This is a genomic window from Micromonospora sp. NPDC006766 (genome assembly GCF_040636055.1).
Lineage (GTDB): Bacteria > Actinomycetota > Actinomycetes > Mycobacteriales > Micromonosporaceae > Micromonospora.
The window spans coordinates 33,651-52,507 of record NZ_JBEYIX010000021.1; the positions used below are offsets into that span (position 1 = coordinate 33,651).

At 70.9% G+C, this 18,857-nt stretch carries 23 protein-coding genes; 8 read left to right on the forward strand and 15 right to left on the reverse strand.

Annotated features, from left to right (window positions below; all coding sequences use genetic code 11):
- Positions 1-522: 522 nt before the first annotated feature.
- From ABZ671_RS18605 to ABZ671_RS18625, 5 genes are all read right to left on the reverse strand, one after another.
- A complete protein-coding gene (locus tag ABZ671_RS18605) occupies positions 523-1,878 on the reverse strand; it encodes a phage major capsid protein (RefSeq protein ID WP_357859145.1) in 1,356 nt (451 codons plus the stop codon).
- A 158-nt stretch (positions 1,879-2,036) separates the two neighbouring features.
- Positions 2,037-3,899 carry a hypothetical protein gene (locus ABZ671_RS18610; protein ID WP_357859147.1) on the reverse strand — a complete coding sequence of 621 codons (1,863 nt, stop codon included), beginning with the start codon at positions 3,897-3,899 and terminating at the stop codon, positions 2,037-2,039.
- A gap of 111 nt (positions 3,900-4,010) precedes the next feature.
- Positions 4,011-6,413, reverse strand: coding sequence for a phage portal protein (locus tag ABZ671_RS18615; protein WP_357859151.1), 2,403 nt, complete (start codon positions 6,411-6,413; stop codon positions 4,011-4,013).
- Between the two features lie 4 nt (positions 6,414-6,417).
- Positions 6,418-6,603, reverse strand: coding sequence for a hypothetical protein (locus ABZ671_RS18620; protein ID WP_357859154.1), 186 nt, complete (start codon positions 6,601-6,603; stop codon positions 6,418-6,420).
- A gap of 48 nt (positions 6,604-6,651) precedes the next feature.
- Positions 6,652-7,005 carry a hypothetical protein gene (locus ABZ671_RS18625; protein WP_357859157.1) on the reverse strand — a complete coding sequence of 118 codons (354 nt, stop codon included), beginning with the start codon at positions 7,003-7,005 and terminating at the stop codon, positions 6,652-6,654.
- Positions 7,006-7,248: 243 nt separating this feature from the next.
- Between ABZ671_RS18625 and ABZ671_RS18630 the strand changes: the two genes are divergently transcribed.
- The 3 genes from ABZ671_RS18630 (at position 7,249) to ABZ671_RS18640 (ending at position 9,476) form a co-directional block, all read left to right on the forward strand.
- Complete coding sequence (locus tag ABZ671_RS18630; RefSeq protein WP_357859160.1) at positions 7,249-7,638, forward strand: helix-turn-helix domain-containing protein; 390 nt, start codon at positions 7,249-7,251, stop codon at positions 7,636-7,638.
- Between the two features lie 163 nt (positions 7,639-7,801).
- On the forward strand, positions 7,802-8,302 hold the full coding sequence (locus ABZ671_RS18635; RefSeq protein WP_357859163.1) for an ImmA/IrrE family metallo-endopeptidase: 501 nt from the start codon (positions 7,802-7,804) through the stop codon (positions 8,300-8,302).
- The gene (locus tag ABZ671_RS18640) at positions 8,235-9,476 is read left to right on the forward strand and encodes an MAB_1171c family putative transporter (protein ID WP_357859167.1); all 1,242 of its coding nucleotides are present in this window, start codon (positions 8,235-8,237) and stop codon (positions 9,474-9,476) included. Before ABZ671_RS18635 ends, ABZ671_RS18640 begins: the two co-directional genes overlap by 68 nt.
- Positions 9,477-9,497: 21 nt before the next feature.
- Here the strand turns inward: ABZ671_RS18640 and ABZ671_RS18645 are convergent, their stop codons facing one another.
- From ABZ671_RS18645 to ABZ671_RS18660, 4 genes are all read right to left on the reverse strand, one after another.
- Positions 9,498-11,228 carry a hypothetical protein gene (locus tag ABZ671_RS18645; protein WP_357859170.1) on the reverse strand — a complete coding sequence of 577 codons (1,731 nt, stop codon included), beginning with the start codon at positions 11,226-11,228 and terminating at the stop codon, positions 9,498-9,500.
- A 153-nt stretch (positions 11,229-11,381) separates the two neighbouring features.
- A complete protein-coding gene (locus ABZ671_RS18650) occupies positions 11,382-11,642 on the reverse strand; it encodes a hypothetical protein (RefSeq protein ID WP_357859174.1) in 261 nt (86 codons plus the stop codon).
- Positions 11,639-11,971 carry a hypothetical protein gene (locus tag ABZ671_RS18655; RefSeq protein ID WP_357859177.1) on the reverse strand — a complete coding sequence of 111 codons (333 nt, stop codon included), beginning with the start codon at positions 11,969-11,971 and terminating at the stop codon, positions 11,639-11,641. The genes ABZ671_RS18650 and ABZ671_RS18655 overlap by 4 nt, the downstream gene beginning before the upstream one ends.
- A gap of 50 nt (positions 11,972-12,021) precedes the next feature.
- Positions 12,022-12,360 carry a hypothetical protein gene (locus ABZ671_RS18660; RefSeq protein WP_357859180.1) on the reverse strand — a complete coding sequence of 113 codons (339 nt, stop codon included), beginning with the start codon at positions 12,358-12,360 and terminating at the stop codon, positions 12,022-12,024.
- Positions 12,361-12,478: 118 nt separating this feature from the next.
- Between ABZ671_RS18660 and ABZ671_RS18665 the strand changes: the two genes are divergently transcribed.
- The 5 genes from ABZ671_RS18665 (at position 12,479) to ABZ671_RS18685 (ending at position 15,427) form a co-directional block, all read left to right on the forward strand.
- Positions 12,479-12,772 carry a hypothetical protein gene (locus tag ABZ671_RS18665; RefSeq protein WP_357859183.1) on the forward strand — a complete coding sequence of 98 codons (294 nt, stop codon included), beginning with the start codon at positions 12,479-12,481 and terminating at the stop codon, positions 12,770-12,772.
- Positions 12,773-12,862: 90 nt separating this feature from the next.
- Positions 12,863-13,468 carry a hypothetical protein gene (locus ABZ671_RS18670; protein ID WP_357859186.1) on the forward strand — a complete coding sequence of 202 codons (606 nt, stop codon included), beginning with the start codon at positions 12,863-12,865 and terminating at the stop codon, positions 13,466-13,468.
- Positions 13,468-13,716, forward strand: coding sequence for a hypothetical protein (locus tag ABZ671_RS18675; protein WP_357859189.1), 249 nt, complete (start codon positions 13,468-13,470; stop codon positions 13,714-13,716). Before ABZ671_RS18670 ends, ABZ671_RS18675 begins: the two co-directional genes overlap by 1 nt.
- Positions 13,713-14,813 carry a site-specific integrase gene (locus ABZ671_RS18680; protein WP_357859192.1) on the forward strand — a complete coding sequence of 367 codons (1,101 nt, stop codon included), beginning with the start codon at positions 13,713-13,715 and terminating at the stop codon, positions 14,811-14,813. The genes ABZ671_RS18675 and ABZ671_RS18680 overlap by 4 nt, the downstream gene beginning before the upstream one ends.
- A 14-nt stretch (positions 14,814-14,827) precedes the next feature.
- A complete protein-coding gene (locus ABZ671_RS18685; protein WP_357859195.1) occupies positions 14,828-15,427 on the forward strand; it encodes a hypothetical protein in 600 nt (199 codons plus the stop codon).
- Here ABZ671_RS18685 and ABZ671_RS18690 read toward each other — a convergent pair.
- From ABZ671_RS18690 to ABZ671_RS18715, 6 genes are all read right to left on the reverse strand, one after another.
- Positions 15,424-15,729, reverse strand: coding sequence for a hypothetical protein (locus ABZ671_RS18690; protein WP_357859198.1), 306 nt, complete (start codon positions 15,727-15,729; stop codon positions 15,424-15,426). The genes ABZ671_RS18685 and ABZ671_RS18690 overlap by 4 nt on opposite strands.
- Positions 15,730-15,777: 48 nt before the next feature.
- Positions 15,778-17,001, reverse strand: coding sequence for a hypothetical protein (locus ABZ671_RS18695; RefSeq protein ID WP_357859201.1), 1,224 nt, complete (start codon positions 16,999-17,001; stop codon positions 15,778-15,780).
- Positions 17,002-17,181: 180 nt separating this feature from the next.
- The gene (locus ABZ671_RS18700) at positions 17,182-17,502 is read right to left on the reverse strand and encodes a hypothetical protein (RefSeq protein WP_357859204.1); all 321 of its coding nucleotides are present in this window, start codon (positions 17,500-17,502) and stop codon (positions 17,182-17,184) included.
- Entirely contained in the window at positions 17,499-17,870 is a 372-nt protein-coding gene (locus tag ABZ671_RS18705; protein ID WP_357859207.1) for a hypothetical protein, read from the reverse strand. The genes ABZ671_RS18700 and ABZ671_RS18705 overlap by 4 nt, the downstream gene beginning before the upstream one ends.
- The gene (locus ABZ671_RS18710; protein ID WP_357859210.1) at positions 17,870-18,226 is read right to left on the reverse strand and encodes a hypothetical protein; all 357 of its coding nucleotides are present in this window, start codon (positions 18,224-18,226) and stop codon (positions 17,870-17,872) included. The genes ABZ671_RS18705 and ABZ671_RS18710 overlap by 1 nt, the downstream gene beginning before the upstream one ends.
- The gene (locus ABZ671_RS18715) at positions 18,226-18,813 is read right to left on the reverse strand and encodes a hypothetical protein (protein ID WP_357859213.1); all 588 of its coding nucleotides are present in this window, start codon (positions 18,811-18,813) and stop codon (positions 18,226-18,228) included. The genes ABZ671_RS18710 and ABZ671_RS18715 overlap by 1 nt, the downstream gene beginning before the upstream one ends.
- Between the last annotated feature and the right edge of the window lie 44 nt (positions 18,814-18,857).

Consider the following 18,857-nt stretch of genomic DNA (forward strand, 5'->3'; position numbering starts at 1 on the left):
CACGTCGCTGTCGAGGTTTGAACGGGGTCAGCGGCAGACCCTTGCGTTCCTGGCGCCGGTGGGTTTGGCACAGATCGTGCGCGACGGCCGGAAGGTCACACTCGGGGCCGACGCAGCGCGGTGCGGCGTCCACCTTTCCCACGCGAACGGCGGCGTACAGGTGTCGCTTGCACCAGCCGTGTGCTTTGTGTGGCCTGCCGCACCCCTCGACGGTGCACGTCCGGCCGCGCGGCTGCATCCCCACCGGGCCGGGCTGGAACTCACCCGCGCGGTACGCCCGCAGATAATGGCGTCGGCACAGACCGCGCGCCTGGACCGGCTTCGGCTCCTGCCCCTCGGCTTTGCAGCGGGCACAGATATCCTTGCTCACGTGACCTCCACGCAGGTCGCCCGCCCCGGGGCTGCGCCAACAGCCGCCGGGGCATCTTCATCCAGCACCGAAACCATCCGGTCGGTACAAGGTGAGAAACACATTGGCGGTGGCGGCCCGAAGGCCAGCCACCGCCAACGATCTTACCAGAATCAGCCCACGACCAGGTCACCCTGGACAAACGCCTCCGGGCGATCCACGGTCAGACCGATCCTTTCATGGCCCTTTAGAGTGACCGCGTCCCGCTCGAACAGGTCCTGGTTCTCCGTCGACACGTCGACCTGAACGGTGCGGCGGTCGAACAGCTGCGCGCCGAGCCCGAACGCGCCGAGCAGGTACTTGCCCTCCGGCATGGCGGTGGTTGCGACGACCGGCAGCCGCCACACCCGCTCCTCCGCGCCGACGGCGACGGAGGTGACGAGGGTGAGCCGGCCGTTGTCGTCGGTCTCCAGCTCCATGTCTTCCCAGTCGAGCGGGTTGATGATGATCCCGGTGGGGGCCATCTCCGCCAGCTGGACGCGGGTGATCGCCCGCCGCAGGGTCACCGTCTTCTTCTCGGTGGCCGCGCCGGCGTTGACCGGCTGGTTGTAGGTCTGCACACCCTGGGTGTTGAAGATGCCGCGGATGTTCGCCCCGCTGCCGTCGCCGAAGAGGATCTGGTCGTCCTCGACGAGCCGGACGCCCTCGATGAGCTGCCGGTTGATGAGGCCGCGCATGCGCGGCTCGTCGTCCAGGGTCTGCTGGTGGGCGTACATGACGTGGCTGACCGTCGCGAGGGGGTACGTCACGATCGCGAGGGTGAGGGTGCTCTTGCGGGCGCGTCCGAAGACGTCGGTGTCGTCCCCGACCGGGGCGCTGGTGCCGTCGGCGGCGGTGCGCTCCCGCACGGTGCCCGCGCGGTTGGTGAACCCCGTCTGCCGGATGCCGTAGAGGATCGCCGCGGTCGTCTCGTCCGGCGGGAACAGGTTCCGCACGTGCATCAGCCGGGGCAGCTTCTCCACCAGGGGCCGTTCCTGGTGGCTGCCGAGGCCCTGCACGCCGGTCAGGTTCCCGGCCATGGCGCTGAAGACGTCCTTCGCGCCGATCTCCCCGGCGTCGATGCCCTTGCGGAACATCGACTCGCCGTCGACCTCGAAAGTCATCCGGCCCCGGTAGGCGCGGCCCTTGTACTCGGCCCACGACTCCGAGGCGAGGAACTGGTCGCCGAGGCTCTGCCCGCCGGCCATCGCGTGGTGGGCGGCGTTCGCGGCGCCGGCGACCGAGCCGCCCTCGGGGGCGTCGAGCCACTCGCGCAGGCCGGCGTGGCTGGACTTGGCCTGGATGAGGGCCTTGATCTGGTTCGCCTCGGCGGTCTTCTCCAGGTACGCCTTGGTCTGGGCGTCGTTGAGGACGACCTTGCCGTCCTTCACCTCGAACGCGTCGGTCATCGCGTCGAGCTCGCCGGTCTTCTCCTTCAGCGCGTTCTTGAGACCGGTGATCTCGTCGCGCACCTTCGTGCTGGTGGTCATGGTGGTCTCCCAGGTGGGCACGGATGTTGTCGTGCCGGGCGGGAGGCGTCGCGTCGGCCCGGCCATCGCCGGGAACGCCCGCAGGCCGGTCGCCCGTGGCTGCGGGAAACGTAGAGGCGGGCCGGGGTTAACGTCTCCGGCCCGCCTCCACGACTCACTCAGTCGATGCGCAGGGCGTTCAGGTCGGCCTGCATCTGCGCCAGGTCGAGGACCATCCCGCCGGTCTCAGCCTGCTCGCCGGTCTTCTCCTCGCCCGGCTTCCCGGCCTTCCCGCCGACCTCCCCGACGCCGGACGGGGCGCCGAGGCTGTCCACGTCCACGCCCGCCTCGGCGAGCGTGTCGAGCAGCTGCGCCACGCAGCCGGCGAGCCGCTCCGCCCCGTCGGCCGGGATCTGCGCGCCCTTCACCCCGGCCGCGTCGGCGGTCACGGCGAGGGACAGCTGCGCGGTCGCGTCCTCGAGCAGGTCGGCCACGGAGGTGACCGTCGCCTCGGACACGGCCGGGGTGTCGCCGGCCTTGGTGGCCGGGACGACCTGGGCGACCAGCTGCACCCGCAGCATCTCCCCGAACGTGATCGTGCCGTCGTCGCCAACGGTGTACGGGATCTGCCACGTCTGGGCTTCGCCGTCGTTGCGGGGGGACCGGTTGACGATCACGTGGTCGTCCCACGTGCCGACCACGTACACGTACCACTCGGGGCTGCCGTGCTGGTCGGTCGGCCCGGACAGCGCGCGCCGGGCGGCGTCCCGCAGCGCGTCGCGCCGCTCCTCGTAGCTGCCGGGCAGCACATCCCGCACCTTGGTTTTCAGCGTCACCGCAGCACCGCCCTTCTCGCCGGTGTCCCCGGCGGTTTCCTCGCCGCCCGCCTCGTCGGTGAGCGCGTCGTCATCGACCGCCAGGTCCAGATCCTGGTCCAGGTCCGGGTAGGGCTCTTCGGCGGTCTTCTTCTTCCGCTGCGCGGCGGACCACTCGCGGCGCCGCTTCCGCTCGGCGTCCCGCGCCGAGTCGAATGCCTCCTGCCACTGGCGGCGGCGTTCCCGCTCCGCCGCCTGCAGTTCCTTCTTCTGGTCGCCGGTCGCGGCTTCGATCGTCCGGTCGGCGTCCGCGCGGCGCTTCCGCTCGGCGGCACGTTCCTTGTCGAAAGCGGCCTCGACCTTGTCCCGGCGGGCCTGCTCGGCGGCCTGTTCCTTCTTGTCTCCACCCGCCCCGCCGGACCCGCCCCGGCCGCCGCCGCGGCCCTCGACCACGGACGAATCGCCGCGCAAGACCCGCTTCAGCCAGTCCGAGCCGAGCCCCGACCCGTCACCGGAACCGGAGGCGGCCGAGCCGGCCCGGCCGGCTGTCCACTCGCCGTCCGTTGCGCGGGGCTGCGCCGGGTTGAACTTCTTCTTCTCCAACCCGTCGGGCTCTTCGTCCAGGGCGTCGCCGAACCCGCCGGCCGCCGACTTGACCTTGAGGGTCGAGGTTTGGGTGTTCGCGCCGTGGAGCACGTCCGACCACTCATAGCTGTCGATCTTGGCGAGGATCCGCGCGCCGTCGCTCTTTCGGCGGGTGACGTGTCCCGGCACCGCTCGGTAGCCGATCGACCATTGGCCCTCGTCCGCGTAGAACTTCGCGTTCGAGTAGCCCTCCTTGCCGTCCTTCGTCTCCAGGTTGTACTGGCCCTTGATGTACAGCGCCCCGGCGTCCTTCGGCCACGGCGAGCCGTCGGGCAGGGTCTTCGGCAGGCGCGAGTCGCCCGGCAGCCACTCCTCCTGGACGAGGGTCTTCGCGGCCATCCGCGCCCAGTCGTGGTGCCGGACGCCCTTCATCTTGCGCTTGGCGAGGGTCTCGGCGTACGCGCCGGGGGTGATGATGTCCCCCTGGTCGTCTTTGATGCCCGTGACGCTGACCAGGCATTCCACGATGCCCTTCTTATCGTCGTGGCCGAGCAGCACACCGGACGCGCCGGCGGCCTTGTACTCCAGCTGCGGCGGTGGGGCCGACAGGTCCAGGTCGGCGGTGCCGGCGGTTGCTCCCATGAGCGTGCCTCCAGATGGGCGGGCAGAGTCCCCGGCATGGTGGCTGCACCGGCCGGTTAGCGTCCCCGCCCGCCACCCGCGCTACCTGGACGAGAGGCCGGAATAATATTTCTAGCCCGCCCTGACCTGCCGTTTCACGCTCAGCGACAGCCGGCAGCGGCAGCCGATCGTCTCGTTCAGCGGGCCTTCCGGGTCGCGCGGGTACCGCAGCAGCGCCTTGCCGACGGTGAAGGCGGTGCCGACCGGCTGGGTTTGCCCGTTGGCCGCGCGGTGGGTGGGCCGCACGGCCGTGTCCCGGCGGTCCCGCCACGTCGCCACCACCGGCACACCGAGGGCCTTGGCAGCCCGCGCTGCCGCGTACATGCCGCCGGCCACAGCCGTGCGGGCCGCATGCCCGGCGGTGGTCTTCGCCCAGCCGAGCAGGCTCCCAGCATCCACGCGGGCGGCCAGCTGCTCGACGGTCTCCCCGGCTGCCTCCCCGGCGGCGAGGCTCGCCGCGAGGTGCTGCCCGGCCTTGCGGGCTGCGTCTGCTGCCGCCGCTGCCGCCGACGTGGCCACCGCCGTCGCTGCGGCCGTCACGGCGGCGCCGGACGCGGCCGGGCCGGCGAGCACCCCGACCGCTGTGGTCGCGGCCGCCACCGCGGCGGCGGCGAGCAGCGGCGACAGAGCATCGTTGGTGTCCTGAGCCCACCCGTCCGCGTCCACGGCGGCGTTCGTGTCGAGGGCCTTCAGCCCGACGCGTCGGTCGTCCGGCATGTCGGGGTCGGCCGCCCAGTGTCGGGTGCCTTTGCGGGCCTTCGGTGACCGCAGCCGGGCGGTGGTACGCGCCGCCCACCGGGTGGTCAGCGCGGTTAGCGCGGCTGTCACGGCCGCTTCCGCATCCGCCTCACCGAGCCGGTCGCTGTTGACCGTCCGCGACGGCGCGGCGGCCTTTACCCCGTACCGTGCGAGACCGAGGGCAGTCTTGTCGGCCGGCTCACCGGCGGGTTTCGGCCCGTCGTCGGCGGCGTCCTGGCCTGGCCGGCCGGCGGCCAGCGGCATCACCTGGCCCGCCGGCTTCCCCCCAGTCGCCTGGGGCTTCCCGTCCGCTTGGGGCTTCCCGCCCGCTTGGGGCTTCCCGCCCGCCGGAGGTTTACCACCGGAGGGCCCGTCCCCGCCGCCCGGCTCACCATCGCCGCCGTCAGCCGCCGGGCGCATCTGCGCGGCCATTTCCTCACGCCGCTTCTCCCGGGCCTTCGCATCGGCGGCGGTCTGCGGGATCTCCTCCCGGCCCGTGTTGGGCAGCCACAACGCGCGCGTCTCCGGCGTCGAGTGCACCTCGTAGCCGGCGAGCTGGGCGTACGACTCGATGGAGCGTAGGCCCTGCTGCACCTCCAGTCGTGCCTCTTCGCGGACGGCCCGCTGCGGCAGCCGCAACGCCTCGATCTCGCTGAGATCGAACTCGGGTTCCAGGTCCCGATCGTCGGCCGGGTCGACCATCTCCGCCGCGATCAGCTCGATCGGGCCGGGCATGGTCTCGGACCAGAAGTTGTACTTGTCCTGGGCGGCGTTGTCGTACGTGGAGCCCTTGCTGATACCGAGGAGGCTTTCGGGGACGCCGATGCCGCCGAGGATCTCCTCCCGCGCGTTGCGGGTGAGCTCCTGGTACTGCATGTCCCGGATGCGGGCGGACAGGTCCGCGTAGGACACCTGGTCGGAGTTGACGACGGTGACCTTGCCGGCGTCGACCGGCCCGCGACCGAACCGCCGCTCCAGCCGTGCGGTGTCCTCACCGTTGAGGCCGCCCTTGATACCGACGATCGCCCGCACATTGCCGTCATTGAGCATCCACTGGACGTTGATCTGCCGGGCCAGGTCATCCATTTCAACGGACGCGCCGAGCGCCAACATCACCGTGTCCGCGCGGAAAGGATCCAAGGGGTGGGGTTCGCGGATCCACCACACCCGCTCCGCGTCGACCCGCCGGATCTGCCCATCGGGCATCTTCGTCTCGAAATGGGAGACCAGCCGGTCACCCGGCACGACGTGGCCGTTCTTCGCGCTTTCCGTGGGCACCGGCACGGTACGGCCCGGGGGCAGCAGGTCCAGGCGGATGATGTCCCCGCCCCGCGAGCGGGTGTGCTCCACGAACGCGCCGCGGGGGGAATACATGACCTGGATGAACAGCCGCCGTTTGAACGCGCGGCCCTTCTCCATCGGGTTCGTTTGGGCGTGCGGCTGGAGTAGCCGCACGACCGGGTGGTCGTCCACGTAGTCGTCCGTGCCGGCGATCTTGTACCGGAACGGCAACCGTGAGAAGTGACCGGCCATCAGCGACGTGCCGCGCCACAGCCACACGGTCCGCTCATAGGCCTGGTAGACGGCGCGTTCGACGTCCCACCGTTGCCGGCCGCGCCGGCCGGCGAGCCAGTCCGGCATCTGCTCGGTCGGGGTGGACCACCGGATCGTCTCGACCGTTTTGGTCTCCACATCGCCGGCGCGGCGGCGGAGGCGGAGGCTGGGGAACAGCGACACCCGGTTACTCCCTACCCAGCAGGAAACCGACCCCGGCGGTGATACCGCCGAGCAGCGAGAGACCGGCCAGCGCGTCCCACCGGAACGCGGCCACCAGCGCGCAGACCGCGACGGTCAGCAGTCCGGCGGCGAGCAGGCCCGCGCCGGTGAGGTCGCGGGCGCGGCGGCTGGTCAGGAGTCGGCGGCTCACGGCCGGGACGGTAGGCCCACGGGTGGGCTAGCGTCCCCCGAGGCGTGGTCAGGCGACAGCTAGGGCCGGCATGGGCGGCCGGCCGTAGTTGTGCGGCTCCTCGTGCAGGTGCTCGCACGCGTCCCACGTCATGTGGTGGGTGGGGCACTTGCGTTTGCGGCGCCCGTCGGGGCCGCCGCGCAGGTGGGCGGTGCCGTCGGTGGCGGCCGAGCACACCTGACCGCGCACGGCTTCGTACCAGCCTTGGCATTGGGAGCATCTGAGATCGAGCACGTCGATCCGGGCCCCCGCGTCCAGCACGACGTAGCCGTCTTCCAGCGCCTGCTCGGCGTGGGCGGGGTCGATGGTGATATTCGCTGCCGCATACCAGGTGTGCTGGTCGCTGTATACCGCTGCGGGCACGGTGACCTCCAAGCAGAGGGGGGAGGGGAGTGCTTGACGGCGCAACAAAGGCAGGTGAGGTCTGCCTGACCGTTCGGAGTGGCCCCTATCGATTGCCAGGATATGTTGATCTATGTTGCAGGTAGCTGCGATGCCAGAGCATACGGTGATCACCCCGACTCCCGTCAACTGGACTGAACGACCGCAACACCACACCGTTCACTTGACTTGACGAGCGTAGACCGCGCCAGCAAGATCGGATGAATGTCGACCCCCCCACTGCGGCATTCCTTCGCGGCACGATTCGAGCACCTGCTATCCAGCTACCCCAACCCCGTGTCACGGCGTCGATACAGTGACGCCGAAATCGCCGCCGCGATCGGCCTATCCAAGACCGCCGTCTGGAACCTACGCACCGGGCAGACAGCGAACCCGACGTGGGAAACAATCCACGCCCTCGCCGAATTCTTCGGCGTCACCCCCGGCTACTTCTTCGGCGCGGCCGAGGAGCCAGATGCCGAATTGCGCGCCGCGATGGCCGACGCCGGCGTCCGGCACATCGCCACCCGCGCTGCAGGCGTATCACCCGAAAGCCAACAGATGATCCTCGACGTCCTAGAGACCATCCGCCGCCGAGAAAGCGGAGACGACTGACCAGCGTTCGGACGCGCGCACCGCCCGAACAGCCCGACGGCAGGCGACGCCGGTACGGAGATCTGCCTCCACCCCGGACAGTCCTTGCAGCTCCCAGGGCGGTGCGGCACCGTTGGGCCAGCGATTCCCGGCAATCCCGATTCCCACCGGAGGCCCACCCTCCATGTCCATCGCACAACTGCGACGAGAGATCGCACCCCTCGTAGCCCTGTACGCCCCGCCCAAGCCGTGGGACGTCGCCAGCTACGTGGAGGCGATCGGCCGGTCACGGGACCGCCCGATCTACCTCTTGCCCACCGACACCAAAGGCGGGGTGTGCGGGCTGTGGATGCCCACCGCCCAGGCCGACTACATCGCCTACGAGCGGCACACCAGCCCCGCCCACAGCGAGCACATCATCCTGCACGAGGTCGGGCACATCCTCTGCGACCACCCCGGCCGCCCCGCCGACGGGCCGGCGCCCCACAACGACTGGCACGAACAACAGGCCGAGGCGTTCGCCACCGAGATCCTGCTCCGCGCCGGCCGCTCCACCGTCGTGTCCTTCGACCCCGCCGTAGACCGAGTCCTGACCGCGCTCGACCCCGGAGACCACCTTGCTGCGGATCATCCTCCTGTTCGTGCTCGCCGTCGGCTGCTACATCTGCTATGGGCTGGCCACTAGACCCGCAACCCGCAACCCCGGACGGGCGTGGATGGCAGCCGCGCTGATCCTTACTGGCGTGAACGCCTTCACCTGGGAGCTGTACGACCAGCTCACCGCCTGGACCGGCATACCAAACGTCGCCCGGCTGATCGGCCACATCGTCGGCGGAGTCGCCGCCGCCTGCGCCGCCCAAAGCATGGTGGCCTACTGGGCGTACCCCGCCGACCAGGCCCGCCGCGCCACCCGCCGCCAGATCATCACCTCCACCGTCATCGCGACAGCGATGATCGGGCTGTTCCTGACCACCCCCACCGAGCAGGAACGCGGCGAGTGGCAAGACCGGTACGCCAACATCCCGCAAATCGCCGTCTACGTGGCCCTGTTCAACCTCGCGATCGGTTGGATGCTGTACGACCTGCGCCGCTCCTCCTGGCACTACGCCCACCGCATCCATGACCGCCCCCGAATCCAGATGTCCCTGCGCCTGTTCGCCATCGGCGCCGGGATCGGCCTGCTCTACCCGTTCACCCACGTCATCAACACCGTCGCCACCCTGCTCGGCCACCCGCTGCCGCAGCCCGCATTCGACCTGCTCGTGCGGACCGGCCAGTACCTGTGCCTGCTGTTCGTCGCCGCCGCAGCCGTGGTACCAGGCATCGGCGCCGCTACCACCCGCTCCCGGCGAGCCATCCTCACCGCCCGCCTCCGCCCGCTCTGGTCCGCGATCCGCGACGTGTTCCCCAGCCCTCGCGGTGACGAGGGACCACGCAACACCGCCCAGGCGATCATCAGCGGCCTCACCGCGCGGGACGACTACCCCGTCAACCGGATGGTGATCGATATAAGGGACGGCTACCTGGAGATGCGGCCGTGGATCGACGCCGGCGTGATGAACCGCGCCCGCAGGCATGCGCAGCAGGCCGACCTGTCCGGCGACACCCTCGACGCCACGGTCGAAGCCGCCACGGTGGCCTGCGCCCTCCGGGACAAGCAGGCCGGACGCCGTCCCACCAACACGGGCGAGGTCGAGGGCGGCGCCGCGGACATGGCCGGCGAGGCGCGCTGGCTCGCACGCGTGTCCCAAGCCATAAGGTCACGGGTCGTACAGGTCGTCGTGGAGCAGACAACCCCGGCGCAGTCGTGGGTGGACGAGCAACTCGGCGCGCTCGGCATCAACCGGACCCGCCAGTGAGCCTCGCCGGCCGCATATCCGTCAGGCGATAACCCGCGCCCGGTGAACGAGCGGCTCGTACACGGCCAGGCAGCACGCCTCCGCCCGGTCCGGGCTGCGTACCCCCCGGCCGCGCATCTTGTCCTTCGACTCGACCACCGTCATGCCCTGCGAATCGGTGGCGTAGCGGGGCGCGGACAACTGCGACACGGTTCGGTCGTCCACCCGCAGCCGCAGTACCGGCTCGCCGTCGCCGGCCGATGACGCCAGCAGTCCGCGCATCGCCAGCCACATCTCGTCCCGCTTCCGCGCCGGCCGCAGCGTCGCCGTGTCCGCGTCCCGGTTCGGGGACTCCCGCACGTCGACCGCCACGATCTCCGCCTGGTGGCGGCCCTCCCGCCCCCACGCGTCCAGCAGCCCGTACACACCCCACCCGACACCAATGATGTCCACCTTCACCCGCACCCGCGCCGTGGTGCCGAGCGCGCGGGCCAGTTGCTCGGCTCGGCGGATTTCCTCGAGCACCATGCCCGCCACCGCCACCGAGTCGGTGTTCGCCTGCCCGGCGCTGGTCTTCTCGATCGTGATCAGGTCACCGACGCAGCGGGTGATGGCCAGCTCATCACCACCGTCAGCCGCGACGTCCACGCCCAGCCGCACCCACGCGCCGCGCTGCACCCGGTGCTGGGCCGCCTCCGCAGGCAGGCCCAGGTCGCACAGCCGCACGTACTCGGAGCCTTCGGGTTCGTCGGCGCGCACCGCGGCGTCCACCCACGACCAGGGGATCAGCGTGTTCGGGCCACCACGCGGGAACTGCGCCCGCACCTTCGCGATGACGAACCGGGAGTCGTCGCCGTGGTCGGCGATCGCGTTGGCGACCCACTGCTCGTCCACCAGGTGCTTTGCCAGCTTGTGCGGTGGCACCGCCGGCGGGCACGACCGGCACTGCGCAGTTACCTCGCCCGTGAAGTTCGGGGTTCCGTACGCGTCCAGGGGGATCACGTTCGTCCGGTCGTCGGCCGCGCACAGCCGCTCGAACCAGCTGCCCTCGTCGTCCGTGGGCGGGTTCCCGATCGCCACCATCGCCGCGTTGCTACCGGTCAGCAGACCCCGCATGTTCTGGCCGATCGTCTGCGAGATACCCCCGGCCTCGTCCACCACCAACAGCAGGTTCGGGGCGTGGATACCCTGCACCGCGTCCTCAGCGGTCGGCGCCGCCGCGATGCCGTACGCCGCGGCGTAGTCGATCCCGGCGAGCGTGGGGATCTTCCACTGCGTCTTATCCACGGTCCCGAACAGATCCGCCCGCGTGACGACGCCACGGATCTCCGGCCAAATCTGCCGGGCCACCTGACGCCACCGCGGCGCGATCGTCACCACCACGGCGGTGCCGGGCGGGTACACCGCCCCGAAGTACGTGGCAGCGAGCGCCATCGAGCGTGTCTTCCCGCTCCCAAAACAGGACGGAACGGCCGTAACCTGGTTTTTCACCATGGATCGGAGGATCTTCCGCTGCCCCGACCACAACGCCTCACCCAGCACCTGAACCGCGAATCCCACCGGGTCGCCCTGCCACACCGCGTACGGGGTGCCCAACTCCGCAGTGGACGCCGCCAGCAGCGCCACCAGGTCGTCCCGGTCCAGCGCACCCAGCACCCGCCGCCGGGCCGGCACCGGGGCGGCCATCAGGTCGGACAACATCCTGGCGGCCACCGACGACCGCACGGCCCGGCGGCCGGCGGCTACCTGGGCGGCGCCGGCGACGTCGGCCACATCGACACCCGGGGGAGGAGCACGACGGGGCGCGCGGCAGCGGCGTTCCCCGTCGTGGACATGCCGAAGATCGTGCCGACCGCCAGGCCTTACGTCCCCGAACAGGGGTGGAGGGGTTGACCCGTCTTGAGTCAACCCCTCCACCCCTGTCGGTCAGCCGGCGGCGGCCGTCACCACCTCGACTGCGGCCTGAGCTGCCGTGTCGATGTCCGACCAGCCGGGCATGGTCGCGTGGTGCTGGAACAGGCCGTAGGCGGTGAGTCCCCACATGACGTCCCACCCGTCCCCGGCCCGGCAGATCACCGCCTCCTGTTGGCCGAACGGCTCGGCGTCGGCGGGACGAACCCGGTAGGCGCCGGGGTGGCCCGCGAGCGGTGCGCAGTAAACAGCACGCGCGGAGGCATCGGCGTTCATCCGACCCACGCCGCCATCTCCGGCAGCGGCCGGTAGCCGACCTCCCGGCCGTTCGTGTCGACGCGGGCAATCACACCAGTGCGGGACAGCGCGGCGAGGTGCCCACTCACGGTGGACCGGTCCAGGACGATCAGCGCGGCGACGTCCCCGGCGGTGGTGTATCGGTAGCCGTCGGGGTGGCGCAGCATCAGGTCGGCGTGCTGGTGCACGGTCAGGTACACCAGCTGCCGGGTCGGCTTGATGCTCTCCGACTTGGCCAGCACGACGAACGCGCCGGCCGTGAACGTGCGCAGCCGGCGGGCCAACTGCTCCAGTTGCTCAGGTGTCACAGGGTCTCCGATCGTTGCGGCCAGGTCGCTCACCCGGCCGTCGGGTAGAGCTATGCGGCCTCAGCCGCGCCGTGCTGCGCCATCACCTCCCGGTACACCGTCAGGCGCTGCTGCGCCCGGGTCTGCTCGGCGGTGGTGCTGGTTCGACTGCGCAGCACGGCCTCGCAGTCGAACACCAACTGCTGCATGGCGTCGCCGGCCGCGGTGGCGATCCGCGCGGCCCGCAGCGAGGCGAAGAACAGCAACTGGCCGGTCGGCCGGTACTCCACGCACCACGGCGTGCCGGGGGTCTCATCCCAGCGGTAGCCCCACAGCCCGTCGACCGATTCGGCGAGGTACGGGCTACGCGACCTGTTCGCGAGCCTGCCGAGCACCTTGATGGGCGTCACGAGGGTCTCCATCCTGCGCGGGTCGCTCACCCGCACACCCCTAACTGTAGCAGAACTAGCCAGGCTTTTCACGTTGCCCAGACAGACCCTAACCACCACGCCATCTACCGTCCGCTATGTGAACGACGCGCTCCCCACCACCCGCTACGCTGTCGCCCCCTGGGACGGCCGCGAAGCCAAAGACGACCGCCGCCAGCGGAGCCGCAGCAACCTCGCCGGCCGCTGGCGGGCCCGCCACCTCATCGCCTGGTTCAACAGGGGAGGCGACGGCAAATGGGTGTGGGGACAGCCGGGGGACCTCACGGCCTGTCATCTGGAGGCGTCCAAGCACATGAGCAGCGACCGGGCGTGGGGGTTCTGCCAGCTGCGCCACCGTGACGCCCTCGGCACCTGGAACAAGCCCGGCAAGTAGCGGGAGGCGTGGGGGGCGCGCCGAACCCGTCCGGCGTGTCGTGCGTGTCGCGTCGCCCTAGCGCGCTCATTCACGATAACCTTACTTCTCGTGAATGAGAATCGGCCCCGGGTGAGCGACCCGGACACCCCCAACAACCCCTTCGGACTCCCCATCGAGATCGCGCCGGCCGGCGCGCTCCCCGACGACACCGTGCTCCTCGTCAGCCGGGTCGGCACCGACGAACACGGACGCGCCCGGATCTCCGCCGTCAAGATCAATGATCTTTCGGGCGACGCCCCGCCGGCACCAGCCGGCCCCCCGCAGCTCAGCCTCGCGAACGCGCTGCGGGACACCACCGCCAACCTCGCTGCGTACATCGAGCAGCGCGCCCAGGAGATCGCCGCCCCGCGTATCGCCGAGGTCGAGCGGGACGCTGCGGAGCGAGTGGCAGCCGCAGAAGGCGAGCGGGACGCCAACGCCCGCCGGTTCCACGACGTAGAGAAGGAGTTCCGCCGGCAGTACGCCAACATCGAGAAGCGCCGCGACGAACTCGCCTGGCTTGTCCGTTACCTGCCTCCCGCGCTGCGCGTCTTCGTCACCCTGCGCAACACCACCGGCCGGCATCTGTACCCGGCTCCCCCGGAGTCGTTCGCTGTCGCCGTCGACCAGGCCGCCGCCGAGCTCGGCCTCACCCCGTACGCCGAGGAGAGCTGATGGGACCAATGATCGGCCTCCTCGCCCTGATCAGGGCCGAGCCGACCCTGCTGCCGCCGGCGCCCGAGGCGGCGCTCGTTGGCGGCGCGCACATGGACCACCGCCGGCTTGACGAGGTGCAGACCTGCCTGGGCTGCGGGCAGCGTGCCGAGTGTGCCTTTGTGGCCGAAACGAAGCTCGGACCCCGCTGGCTGGACCTGTGCCACGCCTGCACCTATCGCCTTCAGGAGGAGGACAGTCAGCTGTGACCGACCTCGTACCCACCGCGCCGGCTTCCCCCGACCGGCCGGCCCCCTTCGTCCTGTCCTCGTCCGCGCTGGACCGGCTTCGCCGCGCCAAGGCCGACTCCACCCTCCGCGCGTACCGAGGCGACCTCCGCCGCTTCCTCGCCTGGGCCGGTGCCCGGGGCATGATCCCCGCTGACCTCACCCCCACCGACCGGGGCCCGATCAACGACGCCCTCAACGCCGACGCGTTCGCCGCGCTCCTCCACCGGTACGGGCAGCTGCACGCGGTGGCCACCGAGTACGTCAACCACCTCGCCGACGAGGGCAAGGCCCCCGCCACCATCGACCGCGCCCTGGCCGCCGTCGCGGTCGCGCACCGTTCTGCAGGGGCCGGTCGGCTCGCCACCGAGGCGGCCCGGGACGTGCTGCGCACCTACCGCCGGGACTCGGCCGACGCCGGCCGAACAGTGCGCCGGGCCAAGCCGCTGGTCGTCACCACGCTGCGGGCCATGGTGGACACCCTCGACACCACGAAGCTCGCCGGCATCCGCGACCGCGCCGTCCTGGTCCTCGGGTTCGCGCTCGGCGCCCGCCGCTCCGAGATCGCCGGCCTCAACATCGCCGACCTCGAGTTCACCGACGACGGGTTGGAGGTGACGATCCGCCGGTCGAAGACCGACCAGGAGGCGGCGGGTCGCAAGGTCCACGTCCCGTACGGCACGAACGCCGAGACGTGCCCCGTCCGGACCGTCCGGGCGTGGCTCGCCGCCCTCGCCGAGCACGGCGTCACCAGCGGTGCACTGTTCCGGCGGATCGACAAGCACGGCCAGCTCGGCCGCGCACCACACGGCCGCGGCGCGGCCGACGGCCGGATCAGCGGCCAGACGGTGGCCATCATCGTGCAGCGGACCGCCCTCGCCGCCGGCATCGACGCCGCATCCGCGTTCTCCGGCCACTCCCTGCGGCGCGGCTTCGCCACCGAGGCCCGCCGCGCCGGCCACGACCAGATCCGCATCGGCCGCCACGGCGGCTGGAAAGACGGCTCCCCCACTCTCGCCGGCTACATCGAAGACGTTGACCGGGTCACCTCGAACGCCCTCACCGGCGTCGGACTCTGACGAGCGGAGACACTATGACCACCTCCCACGCCCGCGTCGCCGACCAGGCCGCCATCGAGCTGCTCGCCACCCCCGCCGGCCGCCGCATCTTCGACCACACCACCGCCTGGCTCCAGAACCCGGACAACGCAACGCTGCGGGACATCCTCGGCCAGCCCTTCCGCGGCTGGACGCCCGGCCAAGTGGAGGCACTGTCGCAGCTGCTCCACTACGGCCGCACCGGCCGGTACGAGCTGGCGTACTTCGAGGTCGAGGCAACGCCGGGCCGGGACGCCGACCGCACCGGCAACCAGGCCAAGCTCGCCAACCTGCCTGACGGCATCACGGCGGAGCTGGTCGACGGCAACGGCTTCGACGGCGACGCGATGCTCACCATCCCGGAAGGGCTCACAGTGCTGGACGACGCCGAGCCGGACCGCCCAGCTCGGGACGCCGACGCATGGGAGAACATCCCGCTGGAGATCGGCCACACCGACGCCTCCCGCACCCTGATGCACCTCATGCAATACGGGGCGGTCGCCCGCTGGCCGTACGGCTTCACCCGGATCTACGTCCTGTTCACCACGCCCCGCTGGTCCCTCAGCCGGACCGCGGCCGACGCCCTCACCACCTAGCCCCGCAGCACCCGAGGCGACGTCAGGGCCTGCACCGCCTCCGCCAACGCCTGCGCCGACTCCAGTTGGCTGGACAGGGCCCGCCGCAGCGCCGCCGCTGCCGGGCCCTGGCCAGCCGCATCAGCGGCGTCCGCCAGTTCCGAGACGCTGTTGCCGACGGCGATCGCCGTGGCGCGGATCAGCGCGAGCAGCACGTCGGGGTGGTCGACCTGAACGTCACCTCGAAGGCAGTCGGCCAGCTCGAACGCTGACTCGCGCATCTGCATCGCTGGGCCGGCGTACCTCGGGATCGGCTCTGGCATGGATCTATCGTGCCAGCGGCCGACCACCGCTGCCCGCCGAGGCGGTGGTCACCAGGGCGGTCCGTCGCTCGGGGTGGTGGATGGTGTTTCGGGAGCCTGCACGTCCGCGTACAGCCGCAGGTACTCGCCGCGGTGCGTGGCGACGTGCGCCCGTCCAGCGTCGGTGAGACACACGAGCTGGGCGCAGACCGGGGCACGGTAAGGAAGCGGCATCCGGATATCGAGCACCTCGACCAAGCCGCCGCCCGGGTACGCCTTCAGCCGGTCCACGACGGCCGTCGACCGGGCAACCTTCTTGACGTGCGGCATTGTCATCCCCGACGGGATCGCCCTGACCTCGTCGGGCACCTCAACGCGGTATTTCTCCGCCTCTACCCGGTTGGAGCTGTCGTACTCGTAGATCATCCACCTACGCAGCGGGCACCGGCCTGTCGTCTCCAGCTCGGTCAGTTCGACCAGGATCCGCCAGTCCGGCTCCCGCACCAGATGCTTCGGCCGACGGGACGGCGAGTGGTCCGCCAGGCCAGTGTGCGCGCCGTTGACCGGCTCCGGGGCGACCGCCTTGATGTCCGGATAGAGCTGCTGGTAACAGGCGTGGTGCAGTTCGTAGTGCCTGCGTCCGACCGGCGTGATCCGCACCCACCAGTCGCGGCTCCCCTGCGGCTGGAACTCCTCGATGTACTCGCCGTCGCGCTGGTCGTCGCGGAGCTTCTGCAACGCTGTCCAGGTCGGGGTGCGCTCCGACATCGGCGTGCCCCGGGGTTGCAGGCCGCGGGTCATGCCGTCCTCGCCGGCCCGGTACAGCTTCGCGAGGGACTCCCACAGCCACTCGGCGAGCAACCCGGCCGGCTTCTTCACCGGCCCGGCCTCGGCCGGGAGACCGGCGCGAGCAGCTGCTCGGCCAGCGGTGGTCAGCGTGACGTACACGCATTCCACCGTCATGATGCCCAGGTCCGCCCACCCGTGCTCGGTCTTCACCAGGCCGCGCCGTCGCAGGGCCGCGAGCGTCGCTCCGGCACCGGAGTCATGCTCGCCGGCAGCCCGCAGTACGTCCTGGATGGTGGTGTACCCGAACAGTTTGCGGGGCAGCTTCAGGGAGAACCACAGCTTCCGCCACTCCGCCGCCGGTGGCACCTCGATCCGGGCGAGACGTTTCCCGGCGATCTCCTTCTCCCGGTCCTGGTCAGCGTTGTAGATCGCCTTCAGATACGCCTGCTGGCGTTCGTTTAGCCCGGCCCACGCCTGGGCGGCCTTACCGCTGGGGGTCGTCACGTCCTCTCCCGGTGGTCTGGTGCCGTCAGTTCGTCAACCTCGTTGCGCCACTGCTTCTCACCACAGCGCGAGCAGGGCGGCACGATCACCAGCTGGCGACACTGGATGGCGTTGAAGAGCAGCTCCGCCCCGCAGAACCCGCACCAGTGAGGGTGGACAGCGCGAGGGTCGTCACACCCGTCACCCGGCTGCCCGCTCACGGCCGCCCCCTCGCGTCGGCCAGAGGGCCCCACGGTGCCGGACGAGCTGGCGGGCGAGGAAGCCGTACCCGATCGCCAGCGACACCACGGCCGTGACCCACGGCAGCCACACCGGCGGCGTACGCAGGACCAGGTGGGCGACCGCGCCGGCCGTCGACACCGCGGTGATGGCCAGCACCATGCCCACCGCCGCCCGGGTCACCCGGCCGCGCCGGCGCAGGTTCACGACCGCGCCGGTGAGCAGGATGCCCGGGGCGACGCCCATGACTGCGATGGCGAAGCCGATCCCGTCGACCGTCACCGCGGGTCGTCCTTGCGTCGTGGCCGTGGCCACCTCGTCCACCCGGGCCTACGGGCTTCCTGGGCCAGGGCCGCGAACTGCTCGTCCACGTCAGCCTGGTCCATGGCGATGATCTGCGCGACCGCTTCACCGAGCAGGCTGCACTCCCGGCAGGCGGGCGTGACGCATTCGGCGTGAGCCTCGGCCAGGTCGAGCAGGACGCGGTGAGCGCTGCCGGCGATGTAGGCGGCCTGGCCGATATTCCAGCGCTGGCCCATTGCCGTGACGTAGTGCTGCACGCTCGTCTGGTCGACGTTGTACCGCTGGGCGGCCAGGCGTGCGCGCCGCAGCATCTCGTCCCGGAGCCGCCGCACCTCGCTCTGGTCCATCAGGCCTCCCTCCGCGCCGCTTTTGCGAGCTGGGCGTGCGTGGCCTTGATCTCCTTCACCAGATCATGCATGGCGGGGTCCACCGGCATCCCGGTCGTCATGCCGGTCGGGTCGACGCTGGCCGGCGGGTAGCAGAGGCCGCAGCCGGCGCAACCGAGCACCACGGGGTCGGTTTCTTGCGGGGTGGCGATCCGCCACGTGCAGAGCACGTCGTGGATGATGCGGGGCACGATCCGCATTCGGTAGCCGTCCACCTCGTCGCGGCGCATCGCGGGCAGCGGCGCCGTGCCGGCGGCGATCGCGTCGGCGAGGGCGTGCAGCTCGGCGGCTGCGGTCGCGGGGTCGATGCGGTTCATCAGGACGCCTCCAGCTGCTCGATCACCGGGGCGACCTCGCGGTTGAGCGCCCAGACCAGCACGTCCAGGCACTCGACGGCCTGGCGGAAGATGGCGTCGCTGCCGGTCGGCACCTCCGTGATCGTGGGGAGCTTGCCGGCGGGGAGCTGCCAGAGCAGCCGGACCTCGGTGAGGAGGTACGAGCTGCGGGTCAGGTCGTCCTCGCCGATCCCCTCGTACTCGTCCCAGGCGTTGAGCCGGTAGTCGCGGTAGTAGGCGCCGTCGGCGGTCTTGGCGTTGCCGAGCGGCTGCGGGCGGTGGGAGACGAGCCGCACGTCGGCGGTCATCTCGCCGTTCCAGTCGCTGCGGGTCAGGCTCACGTCCATGATGCGGGGGTGGCTGCGCACCAGCGGCGGGGACATGATGGGACCGGTGGCGACCCGCCAGGCGATGCGGGCGAACTCCACGCTCGGGTCGTCGGTCCAGATGTCGCGGAACGACTTGTCGTGCTGGTACAGGTAGTTGCCGTAGCGGGACTTGGTGCCGGTGTCGGCGTTGCGCCGGTCGTAGTCCCAGTCAAGCCAGAAGGGCTTGGTTTTCTCTGCCACGGGGGTCTCCTTCTATCGCTCTCGGTGAGGGTACGCCGCCGGGC